Source organism: Bacillus sp. LJBV19 (genome assembly GCF_017797845.1).
Lineage (GTDB): Bacteria > Bacillota > Bacilli > Bacillales > Bacillaceae > Bacillus > Bacillus velezensis.
The window spans coordinates 718,071-737,540 of the sequence record NZ_CP072563.1 but is presented as its reverse complement, the minus strand read 5'-3'; the positions used below and the strand labels follow the sequence as shown (position 1 = coordinate 737,540).

14 protein-coding genes are annotated in these 19,470 nt (G+C 49.0%); 3 read left to right on the top strand and 11 right to left on the bottom strand.

What is annotated here, in order from left to right:
* Window position 1: 1 nt before the first annotated feature.
* From J6600_RS03730 to yfmT, 3 genes are all read right to left on the bottom strand, one after another.
* Window positions 2-901, bottom strand: a complete 900-nt coding sequence (locus tag J6600_RS03730) for an SDR family oxidoreductase (protein WP_209387987.1) — start codon at window positions 899-901, stop codon at window positions 2-4.
* Window positions 902-1,029: 128 nt separating this feature from the next.
* Entirely contained in the window at window positions 1,030-1,434 is a 405-nt protein-coding gene (locus J6600_RS19785) for a methyl-accepting chemotaxis protein (RefSeq protein ID WP_370531149.1), read from the bottom strand.
* Window positions 1,435-1,899: 465 nt separating this feature from the next.
* Window positions 1,900-3,357, bottom strand: coding sequence for a benzaldehyde dehydrogenase (gene yfmT / locus J6600_RS03720; protein WP_209387986.1), 1,458 nt, complete (start codon window positions 3,355-3,357; stop codon window positions 1,900-1,902).
* A 244-nt stretch (window positions 3,358-3,601) separates the two neighbouring features.
* Here yfmT and bcaP point away from each other — a divergent pair, with 244 nt between their 5' ends.
* Both bcaP and J6600_RS03710 read left to right on the top strand, forming a co-directional pair.
* The gene (gene bcaP / locus J6600_RS03715) at window positions 3,602-4,987 is read left to right on the top strand and encodes a branched-chain amino acid transporter BcaP (protein WP_181816441.1); all 1,386 of its coding nucleotides are present in this window, start codon (window positions 3,602-3,604) and stop codon (window positions 4,985-4,987) included.
* Window positions 4,988-5,104: 117 nt separating this feature from the next.
* Window positions 5,105-6,334, top strand: coding sequence for an MFS transporter (locus tag J6600_RS03710; protein WP_014417154.1), 1,230 nt, complete (start codon window positions 5,105-5,107; stop codon window positions 6,332-6,334).
* Between the two features lie 28 nt (window positions 6,335-6,362).
* On the opposite strand, the gene J6600_RS03705 is transcribed toward J6600_RS03710, so the two are convergent.
* The 7 genes from J6600_RS03705 to J6600_RS03675 all read right to left on the bottom strand — a co-directional run bounded on the left by J6600_RS03705 (window position 6,363) and on the right by J6600_RS03675 (window position 16,936).
* Complete coding sequence (locus tag J6600_RS03705; protein ID WP_014417153.1) at window positions 6,363-7,301, bottom strand: putative nucleotide-diphospho-sugar transferase; 939 nt, start codon at window positions 7,299-7,301, stop codon at window positions 6,363-6,365.
* 15 nt (window positions 7,302-7,316) lie between these two features.
* Complete coding sequence (locus J6600_RS03700) at window positions 7,317-8,477, bottom strand: glycosyltransferase family 2 protein (protein WP_014417152.1); 1,161 nt, start codon at window positions 8,475-8,477, stop codon at window positions 7,317-7,319.
* Between the two features lie 28 nt (window positions 8,478-8,505).
* Window positions 8,506-9,417, bottom strand: a complete 912-nt coding sequence (locus J6600_RS03695) for a putative nucleotide-diphospho-sugar transferase (protein WP_209387985.1) — start codon at window positions 9,415-9,417, stop codon at window positions 8,506-8,508.
* A gap of 24 nt (window positions 9,418-9,441) precedes the next feature.
* A complete protein-coding gene (locus J6600_RS03690) occupies window positions 9,442-10,410 on the bottom strand; it encodes a GDP-mannose 4,6-dehydratase (protein ID WP_012117042.1) in 969 nt (322 codons plus the stop codon).
* Window positions 10,411-10,416: 6 nt separating this feature from the next.
* Window positions 10,417-11,181: a glucose-1-phosphate cytidylyltransferase gene (gene rfbF, locus J6600_RS03685; RefSeq protein ID WP_014417150.1), complete on the bottom strand. Its 765-nt coding sequence runs from the start codon at window positions 11,179-11,181 to the stop codon at window positions 10,417-10,419.
* 216 nt (window positions 11,182-11,397) lie between these two features.
* Window positions 11,398-13,326 carry a lipoteichoic acid synthase gene (gene ltaS / locus J6600_RS03680; RefSeq protein ID WP_014417149.1) on the bottom strand — a complete coding sequence of 643 codons (1,929 nt, stop codon included), beginning with the start codon at window positions 13,324-13,326 and terminating at the stop codon, window positions 11,398-11,400.
* Window positions 13,327-13,753: 427 nt separating this feature from the next.
* Window positions 13,754-16,936: a bifunctional cytochrome P450/NADPH--P450 reductase gene (locus J6600_RS03675; RefSeq protein WP_209387984.1), complete on the bottom strand. Its 3,183-nt coding sequence runs from the start codon at window positions 16,934-16,936 to the stop codon at window positions 13,754-13,756.
* A 164-nt stretch (window positions 16,937-17,100) separates the two neighbouring features.
* Between J6600_RS03675 and J6600_RS03670 the strand changes: the two genes are divergently transcribed.
* Window positions 17,101-18,171 (top strand): DUF3900 domain-containing protein, encoded by a 1,071-nt coding sequence (locus J6600_RS03670; RefSeq protein ID WP_209387983.1) that lies wholly within the window; start codon window positions 17,101-17,103, stop codon window positions 18,169-18,171.
* 36 nt (window positions 18,172-18,207) lie between these two features.
* Here J6600_RS03670 and J6600_RS03665 read toward each other — a convergent pair whose 3' ends face one another.
* The gene (locus J6600_RS03665) at window positions 18,208-19,329 is read right to left on the bottom strand and encodes an FAD-dependent oxidoreductase (protein ID WP_209387982.1); all 1,122 of its coding nucleotides are present in this window, start codon (window positions 19,327-19,329) and stop codon (window positions 18,208-18,210) included.
* Window positions 19,330-19,470 lie beyond the last annotated feature (141 nt).

Here is a 19,470-nt window from a genome sequence, read left to right as displayed (position 1 = left end):
ATTACGCTGTCGGAATTCCTCCGCTTACACTGTAAATTTGGGATGTCACATAGCTCGATTCTTCTGAGGCCAAAAAGACATAAATCCCTGCTAGCTCCGCCGGCTGTCCGGCACGCTTTAATGGGACGGCCGGTGTTTCCTTGCCGAATTTCGGAATGTTTTCACCGGGCTGTCCTCCCGAAATCTGCAGCGGCGTCCAGATCGGCCCCGGCGCTACCGAGTTGACTCTGATTCCTTTATTCGCCAGCTGCTTTCCTAAGCCGACGGTAAAACCGATAATGGCATGTTTTGTCGCGGCATAATCCAACAGCATCGGGCTTGGATTATACCCTTCTACGGACGTTGTCGTGATAATAGACGCGCCTTCCGGCAGATACGGAAGCGCGGCTTTGACAAGCCAATACAGCGAGAATACGTTGACTTCAAATGTTTGATAGATTTGTTCTGTGGCAAGATCGCTGATATCATCCACTGCCTGCTGTTTGCCGGCGACAAGAGCGAGCGTGTCAAGACCGCCAAGCTCTTGATACGCTTTTTCCGCCAATTCTCCGCAAAACGCTTCATCGCTTAAATCTCCCGGCAGCAGAACGGCTTTTCTTCCCTCTTTTTCAATTAACGCTTTCACTTCTTCGGCATCCGGCTGTTCCTCAGGCAGATAGTTAATCGCCACATCCGCCCCTTCCCGGGCATAAGCAATCGCGGCGGCCCGGCCGATACCTGAATCGCCGCCGGTGACGAGGGCTTTTCTTCCCTTCAGCTTGCCGGCTCCTGTATAGCTTGTTTCACCGCAGTCCGGCACAGGCTTCATCTCTTTTTGCAAACCGGGCGGTTCTTGATATTGTTTTGGAAATTCATCATGATCATATTTCGTCAGCGGGTTGTGCAGATTTGCATCAGACATACAAGACTCTCCTTTATCATTGGTGATGTATTCGTATGTGTACCCCTGAGCATGACGGATCAAACGTGTAAGTGCAGTTTCCGATTGATAAAGGGAAAACAAAAAAGGAGCCCGTAAGCTCCCTTTTTTTATGACTCTCCGAGTACGTTTTCAGCCATTTTCGCTAAATGCTGGGCGCTTCCCGAAATTTCCTGCATCGTGGCAGAAATTTGTTCAACCGCCGCCGCTTGGCCGTCCGTGTTCTGGTTGATGGATTCAATTGAGTCCTCCAGCCCTTTCAGCAGGCTGTGGATTTTTTTCGTAATTTGGTCAATTTGGCCGACATTGTCTTTTGAATGAGTGGCAAGCTTGCGGATCTCATCCGCCACCACGGAAAAGCCCTTGCCGGATTCTCCTGCTCTCGCGGCTTCAATGGCCGCATTCAAACCGAGCAGATTGCTTTGATCCGAGATGCCCTTGACAGTGACGGAAATGTCGGCGATTTCTCCCGCGCTTTCACTGACTTGTTTCGCCTGAGTGGAAATCCCGTTCATCTGTGCTGAGAAACCGCTGATGGATTCTGAGATATCCGCGATGGCCGAAGCGGTCTGCTCCACGACGGCGGACAGGCTTTCAGCGACATCATGAAGCTTGGCTGATTTTTCAAGGCTGGTGCCGAGACCGACGCCGCCGATGACTTTTCCGTTTTCATCGTGAAGCGGAATCGCTCTGGCGATCAGCGGAAATCCGAACAGCTCTTTCGGCACCATGCTTGTCTTCTTCTGATTCATGCGGATCGCGTCTGTAATGATGTCCCCTTTTTGCAGCGGGTCCCCCGGCTTTACGTTAAGAGAAAACGTTTTAGCCGGAATATTCACGATTAATTTTTCTGTATCATAAATTCCGATGGTGATGTCATCTTGGATCAGGCTGTTTAAAAAAGGCGCAACTTTGACAAAAGCGTCAAGCAGGCTGTGCGTTTGCTGCTCCGTCTGTATACTCATTTCTTTCACTCCTTCTTAATATGGGAATTGCCGTTTTTCATGCTGAACCGAAATCCATTTCAGCGTGGTGAATTCTTCAAGGCTCCATTCGCCGTTCAGCCTGCCGAGACCTGATTGCTTCTCGCCGCCGAACGCGACGTTCGGTTCATCATTAATGGTCGTATCGTTGACGTGAATCATGCCTGTTTCAATCCGCTTAGCAAACTCAACGCCGCGCTCAACGTTTGCCGTATGCACGGCTCCGCTTAAACCGAACGGTGTCGCGTTTGCGATGCTTACCGCTTCATCCTCCGTTTCAAACGGCATGATGCAGACGGCCGGTCCGAACAGCTCCTCCTTCGCGATGCTCATCTCAGGTTTCACATCTTTTAAAATGACGGGCTCAGCGACCGGTCCGCTGAATCGGCCGGACAGTACCGGAACCGCTCCCTCTTCTATCGCTTTTTCGACAGACCGTCTCAGACCTTCCGCCTGTCTCTCATTGATTAAAGGACCGATAACCGTATCAGGGTCCATCGGATCGCCGACTTTCAGCGATGACACTTTCGCTTCGTAAAGCTCTGTAAATTTGTCATATACAGATGTGTGAACGAGCACGCGGTTCGCCGACATACAGATCTGGCCTTGATGCGTAAACCGGCTGAATACGGCCGCATTGACGGCGTATTCAAGATCAGCATCCTCAAGCACGATCAGCGCGCTGTTTCCGCCAAGCTCCAACAGCGGTTTTTTAAAGTGTTTGACCGCAAGCTGTCCGATATAGCTGCCCACTCCGGTTGAGCCTGTAAATGAGATAATCCGCGGCACGGGATGCTCAACAAAGCTGTCGCCGATCTCCCCGATATCCGTCACGATAACATTCAGCAGCCCGTCCGGTACGCCGGCCGCTTCAAAAATTTTCGCGATAAGCGTTCCGCCGCAGATCGGTGTTTCTTCATGAGGCTTCAGCACGACGCCGTTCCCCGCGCCGAGTGCCGGCGCAACAGATTTCATCGAAAGGAAAAACGGGAAATTAAACGGGCTGATCACCCCCACGACTCCGGCGGGCATTCTGTACAGCCTGTTTTCTTTTCCGTCAATCGTGGACGGGAGAATTTTTCCTTCCATCCGAACCGGAAATGTTGCGGCTTCTTTTATCATATTTTTGACAAGTCCGATTTCAAACTCAGCCTTCAGCCGTGTTCCGCCAAGCTCCTCCATGATTAAGTAAATAATCGCTTCTTCGTGCTCTTCGATGAAAGAAACGGCTTTATCCAAAATGGCCCGCTTTTTAAAAGGGTTTACTTTGTCCCATTCTTGTTTCGCAAGAGCCGCGGCACGATATGCCGCATCCACGTCATCAGACGTCGCTTTTTGGAATGAGGTGATGACTTTTTGAGTATAAGGATTTCTGTTTTCCAATACGTTCCGGCTGCTCCCATCCCTCCATCGGCCGCCGATAAACTGCTTATTTAGTTCTTCATATTGAAACATGTAAACATCTCCCTTTCACCGAAACTTGAAATTAGTTGATGAGTCATCTTTTGTATCGGTCTTAAGGTGAGAAAATTGAACTATTTCACAATAAAATTCCCGTTCCTTCCGTGCATCGACGCTTTTTAGCTTTGTCCTTTTAAAGTGGAAAATTCTTTAATTGACTGCGAGAAATTTCGACAATATAATACAAACGTCAGTGTATATAATGATGAGAATATTATGAATTTTCAGGAGGACCCATATGTCTTTACTATTTCGGAAAAAGCCGCTGGCCGACTTAAAGGCCCAGAGCAAACAGACCAGCCTGTCCCGCTCGTTAAGCGCTTTTGACTTGGTTTTGCTCGGAATCGGCTGTGTTGTCGGCACGGGGATTTTTGTGATTACCGGGACTGTGGCCGCGACAGGCGCAGGACCGGCTTTGATTCTGTCGTTTGTGCTCGCGGGTCTTGCCTGCGCGCTCGCCGCGTTTTGTTATGCGGAATTTTCTTCATCCATTCCGATTTCAGGCAGCGTATATACGTATTCATATGTCACTCTCGGGGAGTGTCTCGCGTTTTTAATCGGATGGGACTTAATGCTTGAATATGTCATCGCGCTCGCCGCCGTCGCAACCGGCTGGTCATCCTATTTCCAGTCGCTTCTTGCAGGCTTCGGGCTGCATCTTCCGGAGGCGCTGACCGCCGCACCCGGCAGCAAAACGGGTGCCGTGTTCAACCTGCCGGCCGTTATCATTATTTTGGTCATTACCGCGATTGTTTCAAGGGGCGTGAAAGAAAGCACCCGCTTTAACAATGTCATTGTATTGATGAAAATTGCGATCATTCTGCTGTTTATCATCGTCGGTTTCGGCTACGTGAAACCGGAAAACTGGTCGCCGTTTATGCCGTTCGGAATGAAAGGCGTCATCACGAGCGCCGCGACCGTTTTCTTCGCGTATCTCGGATTTGATGCCGTGTCTAACGCGTCGGAAGAAGTGAAAAACCCGCAGAAATCAATGCCGGTCGGAATCATCGGCGCGCTCGCCATCTGCACCATCCTTTATATTACGGTATCGCTCGTCCTGACGGGAATGCTTTCGTACACCAAGCTGAATGTCGGAGATCCGGTATCTTTCGCGCTTCAATTTGTCGGCCAGAACAAGATAGCAGGCATTATTTCTGTCGGCGCGATTATCGGGATTACAACGGTCATGCTCGCTCTGCTTTACGCTCAGGTGCGCCTTACATTTGCGATGAGCAGAGACGGCCTTTTGCCACGCATGTTTTCCAAGGTTCACCCGCGTTTTAAAACACCGTTTCAAAACACATGGGTGACGGGGATCGCTGCCGCCGGGATCGCGGGTTTTATTGATCTGGGAACCTTGGCGCATCTCGTCAATATGGGAACCTTGGCGGCCTTTACGGTCATTGCGATCGCCGTCATCGTTTTAAGAAAGAAACATCCGGAGATCAAATCTTCCTTCCGTGTTCCTTTCGTGCCTTTTGTGCCGATCATCAGCGCATGCTTATGCCTGTATCTCGCAAGCAGCCTGCCGGGCGTGACATGGATCGCCTTTGTCATCTGGATCGCCGCCGGGATCGTCGTTTATATGATGTATTCGAGAAAACACAGTTTGTTAAATAAATAAAAAGGGAGGCTCTTTTTTCTTTTTGAGAAAGAAGAGCCTTTTTTGCACTTGATAATTCATTCACCTTATGAATAATATGGTGTATGCTTCGTTTACATAAAAAGGAGGAGAATCACTTTGGCAATTGCCGCCCCGCTTAAAGAAAAACCTGTCCATCGTCCCGAGACAACCATGTATTCTATTTTGTTCATTATCGGGATTTGTCATCTGCTGAACGATTCACTGCAAGCGGTGATTCCGGCGATGTTTCCGATTTTGGAACGTTCCATGAATCTTACATTTACGCAGCTCGGAATGATCGCCTTTACGCTGAATATGGTGTCTTCCGTGATGCAGCCCGTCATCGGCTGGTATACGGATAAACGCCCGATGCCGTATGCTTTGCCGCTCGGACTCACCGCAAGCATGCTCGGCATTTTAGGTCTCGCGTTCGCCCCGTCTTTTCTGACGATTTTATGCTGTGTCTTTTTTATCGGCCTTGGCTCCGCCGTCTTTCATCCTGAAGGATCGCGTGTCGCCTACATGGCCGCCGGCGAAAAGCGCGGCTTGGCGCAATCGATTTACCAAGTCGGAGGGAATACCGGCCAGGCGATGGCGCCCTTGATTACCGCGCTGATTCTCGTTCCGCTCGGTCAATTCGGCTCTGTCTGGTTTACGCTTGTCGCCGCAATCGCTGTGCTGTTTCTCATTTATATCGCCAAATGGTATAAAGGCCGCCTTATTCATTTGCGCGCCGTAAGTAAAAAATCACCGGCCGCCGCTGTGCAGACCGTGATTACAAAACCGATTATTCTCGCCCTTATCATGATTATCTTCTTAATTTTCGCGCGCTCCTGGTATGTGAGCGCGATCGGCAACTTTTATACGTTCTATGCGATGAATGCCTATCATGTCAGCATTCAGCAGGCACAGAGCTACATCTTCGTCTTTTTATTTTTCGGAGCTGTCGGAACGTTTCTCGGCGGGCCGCTTGCAGACCGTTTCGGAAAGCGGAACGTCATCATCGTTTCGATGATAGCGTCGGCTCCATTGACGATTTTCCTTCCGTTTGCGGGGCCTGTCATCGCCTATGGCGTACTGGCACTGATCGGTGTTGTTTTGATGTCCAGCTTCTCCGTGACGGTTGTCTACGCGCAGGAGCTTGTTCCAGGCAAAATCGGAACGATGTCAGGGCTTACGGTCGGGCTCGCCTTCGGAATGGGCGCGATCGGAGCCGTTGCGCTCGGAGCTCTTATTGATTCAGCAGGATTGACGCCGACCATGACAGCCGTCGCCTTTCTGCCCGTTTTAGGTCTGCTCGCCTTTGTCCTGCCGAGCGACAAAACATTAAAAGAATGGCATTCATAAAAACATCCCTGCCGAAAAGGCAGGGATTTTATGTTTCAACCGTATAAAAATGAGTGTCAGGAACCGCATATTTCGGAATAAACCCGTCTCTGAAATCGGGAAATGCTTTTTGAATTTCATCAATCCATTTTTTCACGTTTTTGATGTACGGCACGTAAATCATATTGACTGTCGCCTCGTCATCAATGTGATAGTACCAGCACAGATTGAATTCGTTCTCCGTGACGAGCGTAAAGCCTGAAAAATGATAAAAAATCAGCGGGGTGTCATTGACATATACAGCCCCGTCGCGCAGGCTGACGTCATATTGCTCAATATTCCAAAGCGCCGCATTCGCGCCGATCGACTCCGTGACATGAACGTGTTCAAACTGCGCGGGCCACTTTTCAACATACCTTTGGTCACCGTATGTCTTTTTTTCTTCATTCATCTCCACCGTACAATAGGAGATGCAATCCTGTCTCCACTGCCAGACCGCCCGATACGCTTCCCCGGTATTCCGCGCGCCGACAAACCCGGTGTTGTACTGCCCTGTCAGCTTGTAATAAGACGCAAACCGTTCTGAATTGCGGTGATCCGTCAGAAAAAGGGAAGCATCCGGCTTTTCCGCAAACAGCTCGCCCGCATCTGAGAAGAAAAAAAGATCGGTGTCCAAGTGGGCAAAATATTCGGCTTCATCATACTCTGTCATCACATGGAACAGAAATGCCGGCTTCAGCGTCCAGCAATATTCATGAAACGTCCGGCCGCCCTTTGCTTCAAGCAGCTCCGGGTCCTCCATTTCATGGAGCTGAACCGCCGTGACATGTTCCCACGGCACCTGCTGAAGCAGTTCGTACGCTTTCTGGTCGACACACAGCACATACAGATGAAAATCCCGGCAATGCTCATGGAGAGAATGAATCATCGGCATCAGTTTAAAGATATGCGTTCTGGAAACAATGGTTGAAAAATGATATTTACTCACCATATCACATCCAATTTATTTAAGATCCACATGCAGTAAATCAGCAGCCAGCGCTTTGAACGCCCTTGCAAAGTGCGTGACGCCCAGCTTTTTTTCCGCTTTTGCCAAAAGCTTTCCGACCTCCGGCAGATTGAAGCTGTTCGCCGTGATCCGCGGGCTTTTCGTCTTCCAGTCCGGGTCGAGGTTGCGGTCTTTAACCGCGTGCAGCAGTTCGAGAAAAATGTGCAGCAGGCTTTCATATTTCTCATAATCAAGCAGCACTTCGATGTCTGCCATCATGCTGTTGGTTAACTCCGCGTCAAACGGGCCGTTAAACGCGAGGTGCACGTCAAGCGAATGAATGTCATTGTACTTGTCGCACATGTACGCGATGTTCGCCCTGATGTCATCAACGGAAGCGCAGTTGCTCGGATGCTCCTGATGGACGCTCATGATATCGCGCCGCAGCTGAAATCTCATTCCCGACTGATGAAGCCTGATGCCGAGATCATAATCTTCAAAGCCGTATCTGACAATGCCTTCATCAAACAGGCCGAGATCTGCCACGTGCTGTCTCTTGACTGACGAATTGTTCGTAATGAAAAAACGCCACGGCAGACGGTAGCCGTTCAAATCATCTCCGTATTTTTCCAAAATGCTTTTCAGCACACGGATAAAGTCGGTATCTAAATCAAAGCATTGGTCAAGAAAACTTCCGTCTCTGATGTCACCTTCTTCAAGGAGCGGCTCTTTATCGCCCGGCAGCTCTTCATACAGTTCGGCGAGTTTTTCCTTATGCTCTTTTTCAAAACGGTCATAATAAAAGCTGTAAATCCGCTTCCAGAACATACCGCATACGACAAGATCGTCCCGGTTCTCATGAGCCTTGATATGCTTCGCCACCAAATCCTTTTCGGCAAGCATGTCGCTGTCATGGAAGATCAAAATATCGCCTCTGGCATTGCGGACCGCCTGATTCCGGCCGTAAGCGATCCCTCTGTTTTCTTTAATTCTCACAAAAATCAGCGGGAAATTCGCGCTGAATGATTCAAGCATGGATAAGGTTCCGTCTTCCGAACCGTTGTCAGCCACAATCACTTCGAACGGCTCTGTGCATTCCTGTTCATTCAGGGACAGCAGGCTGTTATAAAGCCTCTCCTTGGAATTATATGCGGGAACAATGACGCTTGCCTTCACTTTTCGTTCACTTCCTGTATATGATCATTTATTTGTTATCATCCTCAGATGCAAAGCCGCTGAACTCCGGGCAGACGGCGCTGACCGTCCCGATCACCCGCTTCAGAATGTCCTGGTAAAGCTGATGGACAAACGGCAGGTCGGTCCGGTCCGTCTCATGAATCTGCCGAATGTCGCCGGCTGTAACGATCCGGTATCCGCTGAAATGATAGAAAATCAGCGGACTTCCGTCTTCGAGCACAAGACGCCCGTCCTTCCATGAAAACGTGTGGCGGCCGTAATTCCAATGGCCGATATTCACGCCGGGCGTGGTGATGTCACACACGTTCGGGAACAGGCCGGACATGTAATCCAAGTAGCCTTGATCTCCGAATTTTCCTTCGCCCGGCGCATTTTTGCATTCCTCAAGGCAGCGTTCTTTCCACCATCTGAGACAATCTGTGCCGGCACTGTCGGTTTTGAAGCTGAGAAAACCGGAATTATACCGGCCTAAAAGACGCTGCAGTATGTCGATTTCCTGTTTTTCAAATGAGGGAATGACGATATCGCCCCGTGACAGAAGCACCGAACAATCCGGCTGATTGTCAAAAATCGCGCGCGGATCAGCGAAGAAAAACAAATCGGCATCAATGTACGTGACACGCTCTAATTCCGGATGTCCGTCCAGCACGAATTCGAGAAATACCGGCTTCACCGTCCAGCAGTATTCGCTCTGATCCCTCGTCCGCTTCAGTTCAAGGAGCTCCTCATTTTCCAGTGCGGACACCTGAATCAAGGTGACATTATCCGGCCGCATTGCCTGAAGCACGTCATAGGTGTCTTGATCCATACACAAAGTAAAAATGGGGGCGTCCGCCTGAACCGCTTTCAATGAGCCGAACAAAGCGATGGCCTGATACAGCCTTCCTTTTGATAAAACTGTGCAATATGCGCTTGTCACGTCTTTCTCTCACCTCTGTTTCTGTTACTTTTGAAAAAAGGCTTTATACCATTCGATCGTTTTTTCCAATCCTTCATCAATGGTATGCGCGGGCGTCCAATTCAGAAGCTTCCTCGCCTTTTCCGCCGATAAATATTGGTGCTTGATTTCATGGCTTCCCTGGTTGAGCACTTTCGGCTTGAGGTCACTGTCCATGGCCTTAAGAATTTTTTCTACAAGCTCCAGCACCGTCAGCTGAATCTCATTGCTGAAGTTGAACGCTTCTCCCGCAAGATTGAGCTCCTCCATCTTTTCCGCCAGCAAAAGGTATGCCTCGACCGCATCCTCGATGTAAAAATAATCACGGATAAATGTGCCGTCGCTGCGGATTTCCGGCGCTTCACCGTTCAGCACGAGCTGAATCGTCTGCGGAATAATCCGGTTGAAGTTCAAATCCCCGCCGCCGTACAAGTTGCCGCAGCGCGTAATACAGACCGGAAGTCCGTACGTATTAAAATATGTGTGGCTTAACAAATCGGCACAGCTTTTTGATACGTCATACGGATGTTTGCCCTGAAGAGGCATGTTTTCATCGTACGGCAGTGTCGGCTGGTCGCCGTACGCTTTATCACTGGACGCGACGATCACCCGCTTGATGAGCGGATGCCTGCGGCACGCTTCAAGGATGTTCCATGTGCCGAGAATATTGGCTTCAAATGTGGAAATCGGATTGCGGTTTGCGACGCCGACGATCGCCTGAGCGGCTAAATGAAAGACCGTGTCAATTTCATATTCGCCCAGCGCCCGCTCAATCACATCCAGATCCTCAAGCGCGCCCTGCACGATATTCATTTGCTTCACTTGTTCTCCCTGATACAGGTTCGATTTAGGCACAGTGTCTCGGACAAGTCCCGTCACATTGGCCCCCTGATCGATCAGTTCCTTCACCAAGCAGCTTCCTAAAAGACCTGTACATCCCGTCACAAACACATTTTTATTTTTCCAGAAACTCAAACTTGATCACCATACCTTCCATACATGTTGTCCCCGGTCCCACATCTTGTTGATTTCCAGCAGGTTTTTATACGTATCGATCGCCGTCCAGAAACCGTAATGCCGGTATACCGCCAATTCGCCGTCCTTCGCCAGCTCCTTCAGCGGTTCTTCTTCAAACATGACGTCCCTGTCTTTCGGCAGATAATCAAATACCTTCGGGCTGAGCACGAAAAATCCGCCGTTGATGATGCCTTCACTTGAGGTTTTTTCAGAAAAGCTTTTCGCCATACCGTCTTCAACCGTCAGCGTTCCGAATTGCGAGGTCTTTTCTATACCGGTGACGGTTGCCGCAGCCCCTTTTGATTGATGATAGCTGATCAGATGAAACAGGTTGATGTTGGCCAGTCCGTCCCCGTACGTCATAAGAAAGGTTTCATCACCGATGATGTCCTTCGCCTGTAAAAGCCGCCCCGCTGTCTGCGTGTGTTCCCCCGTGTCTAAAAAAGTGATTTTCCACGGCTCGGATTTTCCCAATATCCGCACTTCTCCGGTAGAGCTGTCCAGCGTCATGCTGTGATTCTTCCAGTCATAATCTAAGAAATATTCCTTAATCATCTCTCCTTTGAAACCAAGAAGCAGGATAAATTCGTTCACGCCATAGTATTGATAGAGTTTCATAATATGCCATAGAATCGGTTTGCCGCCTATCATGGCGAGCGGTTTGGGACGTTCATTGGTGATTTCGCTCATTCTCGTTCCTTTTCCGCCGCAGAGAATGACTGCTTTCATCTCTACCCCTCTTCTCTGTGAATATTGGATTCGAAACCGCCCGTATAAGAGAAACCAACCCGATAATTTGTCCGATTCTCTATCACCGGTTTCAAAATCTACTGTAAGATATGAGAGATTGGCGCCCTTTGTGACCAAAAGCTCTCTCTTTTTTCAGATTGGTGAAGATACACACAAAAAAAGAGCCTCACGGAAATTTCCGTAAGGCTCTTTCTATTATTTATTATCCTGATTCAGCTTTTCTTTGCCGTAATGATATTTAGACGGATCAACCGGCGTAAAGTCGCTCAATTTGTGGAATCTGAGCAAGTCTTTGTACATCACGCTGTCAGACAGCTTCAGCTGCTCTGTGACTCTGGCTTTCAGGTTTTTCGTTTCCTGATTGCCTTTCAGTTCTTTTCCTGTCTTCGTATCGTATACGACATTGGAGATGGAAGTATATTTCGGCGTGACGTAATCTCCGTTACGGAACGCCACCGTATCATCATGGTCTTTCGAGAAGAGATCGGTGCCGAAATTAATATATTTCCTAGAATCGATGCCTTCCAAGTGAAGGATCGTCGGCACAACGTCCATTTCACCGCCGTACGTATGGTTCACCCCGCCTTTTTTGCCGGGGATGCGAATCATAAGCGGCACACGCTGATTCTGCGCGTTTTGATAAGGCGTAATTTCTTTGCCGAGAATTTCTTTCATCGCGCGGTTATGGTTTTCAGAGATTCCGTAGTGGTCTCCGTAAAGCATAATCACCGAGTTGTCATATAAACCGGATGACTTCAGATCTTTAAAGAACTGTTCAAGCGCCTCGTCGAGATAACGCGCCGTCTGGAAATAGTCATCCACAGTCGCGTCGCCCGTTTTCGCTTTTTCGATCGTTGCGTCTTTTTCATCAAGCGTAAACGGATAATGGTTCGTCAGCGTGAGCAAATGCGCATAGAACGGCTGTTTCAGCGATTGAAGCTTCGGAATGGATTCTTTGAAGAATGGTTTATCCTTCAGTCCCAAATTGACAAGGTTGTCATCAGACATATCGTATGTGCTGGCGTCAAAGAATTTATCGTAGCCGATATGTTTGTAAATCTGGTCACGGTTCCAGAATGATTTGTAGTCACCGTGTAAAACGGCGCTTGTATAGCCCTCACTTTGGTTAAGGATGGCAGGAAGCGATTGATACGTGTTTTCCCCTTTTGTCACGAAGGCTGACCCTTCAGGCAGTCCGAACAGGCTGTTATCCATCATCAGCTCGGCGTCAGATGTTTTACCTTGGCCTGTTTGGTGGAAAAAGTTATCAAAGTACGTCATGTCCTCTCCGCCGCGGGCGAGTTTATTCAGGAACGGCGTGACTTCTTTTCCGTCAAGTTTGTAGTTGATCAAAAACGTTTGGAAACTTTCCAAGTGAATCTTAATAATGTTTTTGCCTTTGGCCTTGCCGAAATACTCGGCGTTCGGCTTCGCATAATGCGAGGATGTGTAGTTTTCAACGCTCGTCAGGTCATCGCTGCTGGCATATGCCCGCTGTGATTCCGTCTGCGCCGTCTGTACGCCGTCATAAATCGTGTAATTATAAAGACCTAAGTATTTTACAATGTAATTGCGGTCAAACGTTCTTGTCAGCAGCTCCGGGCGGTCCTCTTCGGCAATCGCCAGGTTCACGAAGAACAAAACAATACCCGTCACGATAATTAATGACGTATACCGTTTTTTCAGCTTGAATTCCTTCAGCTCACGTCTCCACACCAGAAGCGCGATTAAAATAATAATATCAACAAAGTATAAAATATCATGGCCGGACATAATGCTGAAGATGCCGTCTCCCATATTTCCGACATTACCGGATTGCTTTAAGTTCGGGAATGTCAAGAAATCATCGAAGAATCGATAGAATAGGATATTTGCATACAAAATAAACGTCATGATGAAATCAATAATCACCATGATAATCGCTGATTTGCGGCCTTTCGCAAACAATGCCAGTCCTAAAAAGAAAATGGCGCTTGAGAACGGATTGATCACAAGCAGAAACTGCTGCGTCGGACCCTTCACCCCAAGGTTGAATTCAGCATGATAGGCTAAATACGTTTTGGCCCAAAACAAAATAATAGCCAGTACAAAAAAACTAAGTCTGTAAGAAAATAATTTCTTCATGGCAACCTCTACTTTCCTAAACACTTTAAATCTGTATTCTTACTTTTTGCTTCAATTCCTGCTTTCCGAGCAAAACGAAAGCATCACACAGCCCCATAAACACACCATTTTAAAAAACGATATATTTATCATTCGTGTCATGCCCATTGAACATCTTATCCCGCCAGCCATTAGACGCAGGATATCCGTTCTTCGTTTCACATTTTTTTCTGGCATTAAAAGGTACCGTATCAGACCCGGTCTGAAAAATAGGAGATACCAAATATAAGAATAACACAAACTTCTAAAAACGAAAAATGAATATCAAAGACAGCCGCCCAACAGGCGGGCTGAAGTTATTGTATGCAAAGGGGGAGAAAAACTTGAAGATTTTTTTGGCTGATGTAAAAAAAGGACTGGAGTCATCCAGTCCTTTTCATCAAATCGGTCAAATCCCCGCCCAAACATCTTTTGCGTAAATACCTTTTGTCTGGAGGTCCAAAAGCCATTCTTGCGCTTGCCGTTCGTCTGTTTCGTGGACCGACTGATACGCTTTTTGCAGCGTTGCCTCTACATCGGGAGCCATTTTGCTGCCGTCGCCGCATACGTAGAGGTGCCCTCCCCGGCCGAGGATGGAAATTAAAGCGCCGGCGTCTTTCGCCATTAAGTGCTGCACATACGTTTTCGGTACGCCTTCTTTGCGGGAGAAAGCCGTATGAAGCGTCACGATTCCGTCTTTTTCATAAGCTTCAAGCTCGTCACGGTAAATAAAATCATGATCGTTTCTGCATCCGAAATACAGATGAGCCTCCCCCAGCTCTTTTCCTTCTTTTTTTAACGCCGCCCGGGCCTGCAGAAATCCGCGGAACGGGGCGACTCCTGTGCCGGGACCGACCATAATAATCGGTTTTTCCGGATCTTCCGGCAGCCGGAATCGTGTTTCCGGAGTGCGGACAAACATCACGATACCATCCTCAGGGCCGCGATCCGCTAAATAATTCGAAGCGACTCCGCGATACTCACCCAAACCGCTCCGGGCGGGGCCGCGAACGACGCCGACGGTAATTGAGGCCTGCCCGGGATGTTTCCGAGGCGAACTTGAAATCGAATAATACCGCGGCTTCAGCGGGCGCAAAAGCTCCAGAAATCGCTCAAACGGAAGTTCACACGCTTCATATTTTTCAAGGAGATCGAGCATCGAGACGCGCAATGTTAAGATTTTCTCCTGATAGACGCCCTCCTCAAGAAAATCTTCCAATTCCCGTTTGTGCGGCGGGCAGACCGTATAAGCGGCCATTTCCCGGATTTGAGCCCTTGATGCCGCTTCCTGCAATTCGACACAGCTGCTCAGAAGATCATGCAGCCTGACCGGCCGATCGAGCGGGAGATGAGCCGCGCTCTGTCCGCTGGCCGTCAGCAGCACTTGATCATTCCCATTCAGATTGAACCGGCGGAGAACACGGCTGACCTGCTCTTTGCTGTTTACCGGCAGCACGCCGAGATGATCCCCTTCATGATAGGCAGCCTCTTTCGGCAGAGTGATTTCGATATGCCTTGTGCTCCGGCCGCTTTCCGGCGCCTGAAGTTCCCTGTTTTCCGCAACGGATACGTAAACCGCTTCATACGTCTGTGCCAAAGGAGACCCGCCAAGCCCGCTGACAAATTGAAGGCCCAGCGCACTCCGCTCTTTTTCAGCATTTTCATTCAGCTTGAGACCGAATGCCTTCATGGCGTCCGTCCACATGCTTTTTTTCCACTCATCAAGCTTTCCTTCAAAATCGCCGCTGACGTCCCCTTCGCCTCGGGAGGAAAAGCGTTCCGCCCCTTTTTCGGCAAGCTTCTCATCAATAAGCCTCGGCACGGCCTGATATGTCGCCGCCCAGTTATGATCACCGCAGCCGAAGACGGCATATCGGACGCCTTCCAGTTCCCCGGGTTTGACTTCTTCAAGCCATTGAACGAATTGTCCCGCGTTGCTCGGAGGCTTTCCGTTATAAGAGGACGTAATGATCAAGAGAGCTCCTTCTTTCGGCAGTTTTCCGATCCGGTCATTTAAAGGCGCCGTTTCAGTCCGGACGCCGTGCATCCCGGCAGTATCAGCAAGCTCCCGCGCCACGCCTTCTGCGGTTCCCGTATCTGAGCCGTACAGAATCAGAAGCGGTCGGTTATCAAGCCCGATAATGGATGCGCCTTTTGTTTCCCGTTTTTCTTTTTCGACGTCTTCCGCCGCTTTTTCAGCCGCCGGGAGGGCTGCCGCAACGGCTCCTTTGTTTCTCGGCCGCACCCGGATATGAAAGTCGCCGGGCTTGATCGTTAGTGTCTGTTTAATATCGAGCTCATAATCGGTGTGATCGATAAAGGTAAAATGCTGCAGAATCATCCCCAGAACAAGGGTTGCTTCATGCAGGGCGAACTGCATACCGATACACGCCCTCTGACCGTTTCCGAACGGCTTATACGCATGTTGAGGCACTTGATCAGGATGTTCAAACCGCTCCGGATAAAATTCCTCCGCATTGTCTCCCCACGCGTCTTTATCACGGTGAAGCTGGGGAATTAAGACGGAAATTCTGTCTTTCGGCGTGATCGGATATTTCCCGCCGATCACCGTATCCTCTTTCGCATAAAGGCTGAACGCAGGCGCGGTCGGCCATAAGCGCAATGACTCCTGCAAAATCATTCGGATATAAGTAAGATCCAACACTTGTTTATATGAAGGAACGGGATCGGTCAATACCCGATCGGCTTCCTCATAGGCTTTTTCCAAAACACGGGGATGTTTCAGCAGAAAATAGATGGCAAAGGAAAGCAGGCCGCTGGTCGTTTCGTGGCCGGCAATTAAAAACGTAATGATTTGAAACCGGATATTTTCATCATCAAGTTTTTCGCCCGTTTCCGGGTCTTCCACATTCAGCATTCTGGCCAGCAGATCCTTTTCATCCCGGCCGCCTGACCGGCGCTCTGCGATAATACTGTCTACTAACGAAAACATCGCCTGAATGTCATGATGAAATTGGCGCTTCGTCCTGATCATGAGCTTATCCTGAACATCAAGGCGCTGCATTTGGTGCATCGCTTCATCAAGGGCGCGCACCATGCTGTTGATAAACGGATGAGGCGTTTCCCTGTAATAGCTGTTAAACCGATAGTTAAAGCCGCAAAGCCCGATCGTATCGAGCGTCAGGCGGGTCATATCAGCAGGCACATCAACGGCCTCATCCGGGTTCAGCCTAGCCCATTTTTGAATCAGCTGCACCGCGATATCAGTCATCATCGAATGATAATCTTTCATCGCGCGCTGGCTGAAGGTCGGCATCAGAATATTATGCGCCTTTCGCCAGTTAGGCTCATGCGTCCAGCTTGTAAACAGCCCGTCACCGGAAAACGCCCGGACTTTCTCTAAAGCCCCTTCAATGCTTTTATCGAACCGCTCTTCATCACAAACCTCTTTCACCAGTTTATGGCCGGACACGACGATAATGGCGCCCGCCGGCGTATGCAGCTGAAAAATAGGCCCCTGCTCGTTTGCCAGTTTGATAAGCGACATTGTAGGCTTGTCTTTATCAAGCAAAGGAAGATTGCCGAGCGGGCCGAATGTCTTCGGCTGCGGAATCGGACCTGTTTCCTTCATGAATAACACCCTTTCTAACACGTTGATGCGTTCCTTCCAACTACATTGCCCTTTTCACCGGCCGATTATCCGCCGTCACGGATCAATCATCGGATTGACGATCGATAACGGTTTTTTCTATACTGGAGAGGCTTGTTAAATACAGAAATAAGGTGAGTTCACATATGGATTTTGAAATCAAGTTTTTATCGTTTTATGTCATTCAAGTGGAAGGAAAAGACGAACAGGCAAACAAACAGTTCAAACATTTCCAGACCCTTGACACGGAAGAATTTGAAGAAAGCGAGCTGAAGGATTTTCTTGACGGGGAATTGAAGAAAATCGTCAAACGGAAAGCCGAACGGCATCCGCAATCCGAGCAGGTCCCCACAAAAATCGGCCATTTTATCACGGAGCCGGGCCATGAGCTTGATTCAAATCCGAATTACAACCTTTTCAACCGCGCCAGACTTGCGGATACGAAGGAAGCATTTATCGAAGCAAGCGAGCAGTTCGTCCGCACTTACCTTGACACGAGCGCCGTGCGCGGCGGTGTTTTTATCGTGGCATCGGCCGTTCCACGCAAGTATTTTGAAGACAAATTCGTCTTTATGATGAAATGCGATTTCGAGCCGAAGGTCGCCCGCATCTCAGACGCCTCGTCTCTCATTAAAAAGGTCGAAATGGCCATCACGACAAAAAACATGAAAAGCATTCAATATCCGTATATGCCGGAAGAAGGCATGACGGAAGAGCATGAGCTGAAAATCCACCAGGCCTCGCACGCCCGTTATTTCGAAGATTTTCTCAAATTTGTCGAATACGGCGAATCGATGCCGGAAATCATGAAAAGCCAAGTCATGAACATGGTGCAGGAGCACGTGTATGAAACTTTTGAAGAAAACAGCGAAGAGCTTCAGCAGTTTGAGCACGACATTGAAATTTGGGAAGCGAGTGAAAAGCGGGAAATTCAGGAGCGCCTCGACACCCATCAAGTCATCGAGGCATCCGCGCAGATCATTGAACACACGCCGGAAGCCGAGCTGAAAATGAAAGTCGGAGAAACAGAGATTAAAGGATTACTGGCTGATTTCGGCGAATCCATCCATCTCGCAAAAGTGAACGGGCGCTATGTCGCGCTCATTGAGGCGGAGACGATCTCGTTTGAAAAAGGCAGTTCGCCGGTGGAGTTTCACAGGCCTGAGGGGCTGCATGAGGTGATTGAGCGGATACGGAATAAATCTGAACAAGACTGACAAAAGTCCAGACGCCATGTTCTGGACTTTCTTTATTTAATAAGGCTCTTTGAGCAATCGATAGCATTCACTGATGATGTCTTGGACGCCGGGCGTTCCCTTTATCTCGCGGCGGACGATTTCAGATGAGAGATTCTGCACCTGTAATGCCCGCTCCGCCCGTCTTTCGAAGTATGCTTGACATGCAGTTTCATGGTTTTCGTGTTTTTGCAGTTCTTCACTAAGCACAATCGCGTCTTCAATCGCCATCGCCGCTCCCTGCGCCAATGTCGGCGCTCCTGCATGGACGGCATCCCCGCCCAGAACGACGCGGCCTCTGTGCCACGGTTCTTTAACCGCCATCTGCTCAATCTTATGAAACAAAACGGGATATTCCTTTGACATATTCTCTGTCACAAACTTTACTCCCGGAAATCCGTGCAGCAAGTCTTTCACCCGTTCAAAACGCGTGTCCTCGTCATCCCTGAAGTCAGCGTCATACGGCCGGATGATAAATATGTATCCTGTTTTTTCAGAGAGCGGCACGACCCCGACCTGCGTCTGCCCCTTTTTATACATCAGTGTTGAATCATGAAAAACCGGTTCGGGAAAAGAAATGTAAAATCTGTGCGCTCCCATGCCGAGATACTCTGTTTTCACTTCTCTTTGCAGCATTTGATTGCGGACAGCGGAGCGGATGCCGTCAAAGCCGGCGAGGATGTCAGCCGTCATCGCGGTTCCGTCTGCACAATGCACCGTTATGTCATCTGCTGTTTCTTCGTAAGACACGACTTTTTTACCGAGAAGAATCGTGACCCCCGCCGCTTCAGCATGCTTTTTGAGGATATCGTTTAACGTTTGCCGCAATATATTATTCCGCCCCGGCAGTGAATCATCTAAAAACGCCTCACTCACTTTAAACTGCAGCGTTCCGTTTTCATCATGCTGCTTCAGCCATTCCGTTTGAAAGCCGTGTTGGCAGCATTCATCATACACACCGATTTCCCGCAGTACCCGCAGCGCATTTTGAGGCTGGAGAATGCCCGCTCCGCTTTTTCGCATGCCGGACGCCGCCTCGCAAAGGGTCACTTCAAAACCCGCTCTGCCGAGAGAAATCGCTGCGGACAGGCCGCCGATCCCTCCTCCCGCTATGATGATCTTTTTCACTTCATGGTTCATCCCGATACCGCCTTCTCTATTTATTTATCATTCATTAACTATTAGCCACCTTACTATATAGGCTGAAAAACTGTCAATCTTTATAGGTTGCCTTTTGAATCCGGCAAGCTTATACTTTGAATCACTAAAATGGTACGGAGG

Coding starts and splice junctions, on each gene's coding strand:
- J6600_RS03675 (WP_209387984.1), bottom strand. CDS start 16,936: ATGAAGGAAACAGGTCCGATTCCGCAGCCGAAGACATTCGGCCCGCTC.
- bcaP (WP_181816441.1), top strand. CDS start 3,602: ATGTCTTTACTATTTCGGAAAAAGCCGCTGGCCGACTTAAAGGCCCAG.
- rfbF (WP_014417150.1), bottom strand. CDS start 11,181: ATGAAAGCAGTCATTCTCTGCGGCGGAAAAGGAACGAGAATGAGCGAA.
- yfmT (WP_209387986.1), bottom strand. CDS start 3,357: ATGTTTCAATATGAAGAACTAAATAAGCAGTTTATCGGCGGCCGATGG.
- J6600_RS03730 (WP_209387987.1), bottom strand. CDS start 901: ATGTCTGATGCAAATCTGCACAACCCGCTGACGAAATATGATCATGAT.
- J6600_RS03670 (WP_209387983.1), top strand. CDS start 17,101: ATGGATTTTGAAATCAAGTTTTTATCGTTTTATGTCATTCAAGTGGAA.
- ltaS (WP_014417149.1), bottom strand. CDS start 13,326: ATGAAGAAATTATTTTCTTACAGACTTAGTTTTTTTGTACTGGCTATT.
- J6600_RS19785 (WP_370531149.1), bottom strand. CDS start 1,434: ATGAACGGGATTTCCACTCAGGCGAAACAAGTCAGTGAAAGCGCGGGA.
- J6600_RS03665 (WP_209387982.1), bottom strand. CDS start 19,329: ATGAACCATGAAGTGAAAAAGATCATCATAGCGGGAGGAGGGATCGGC.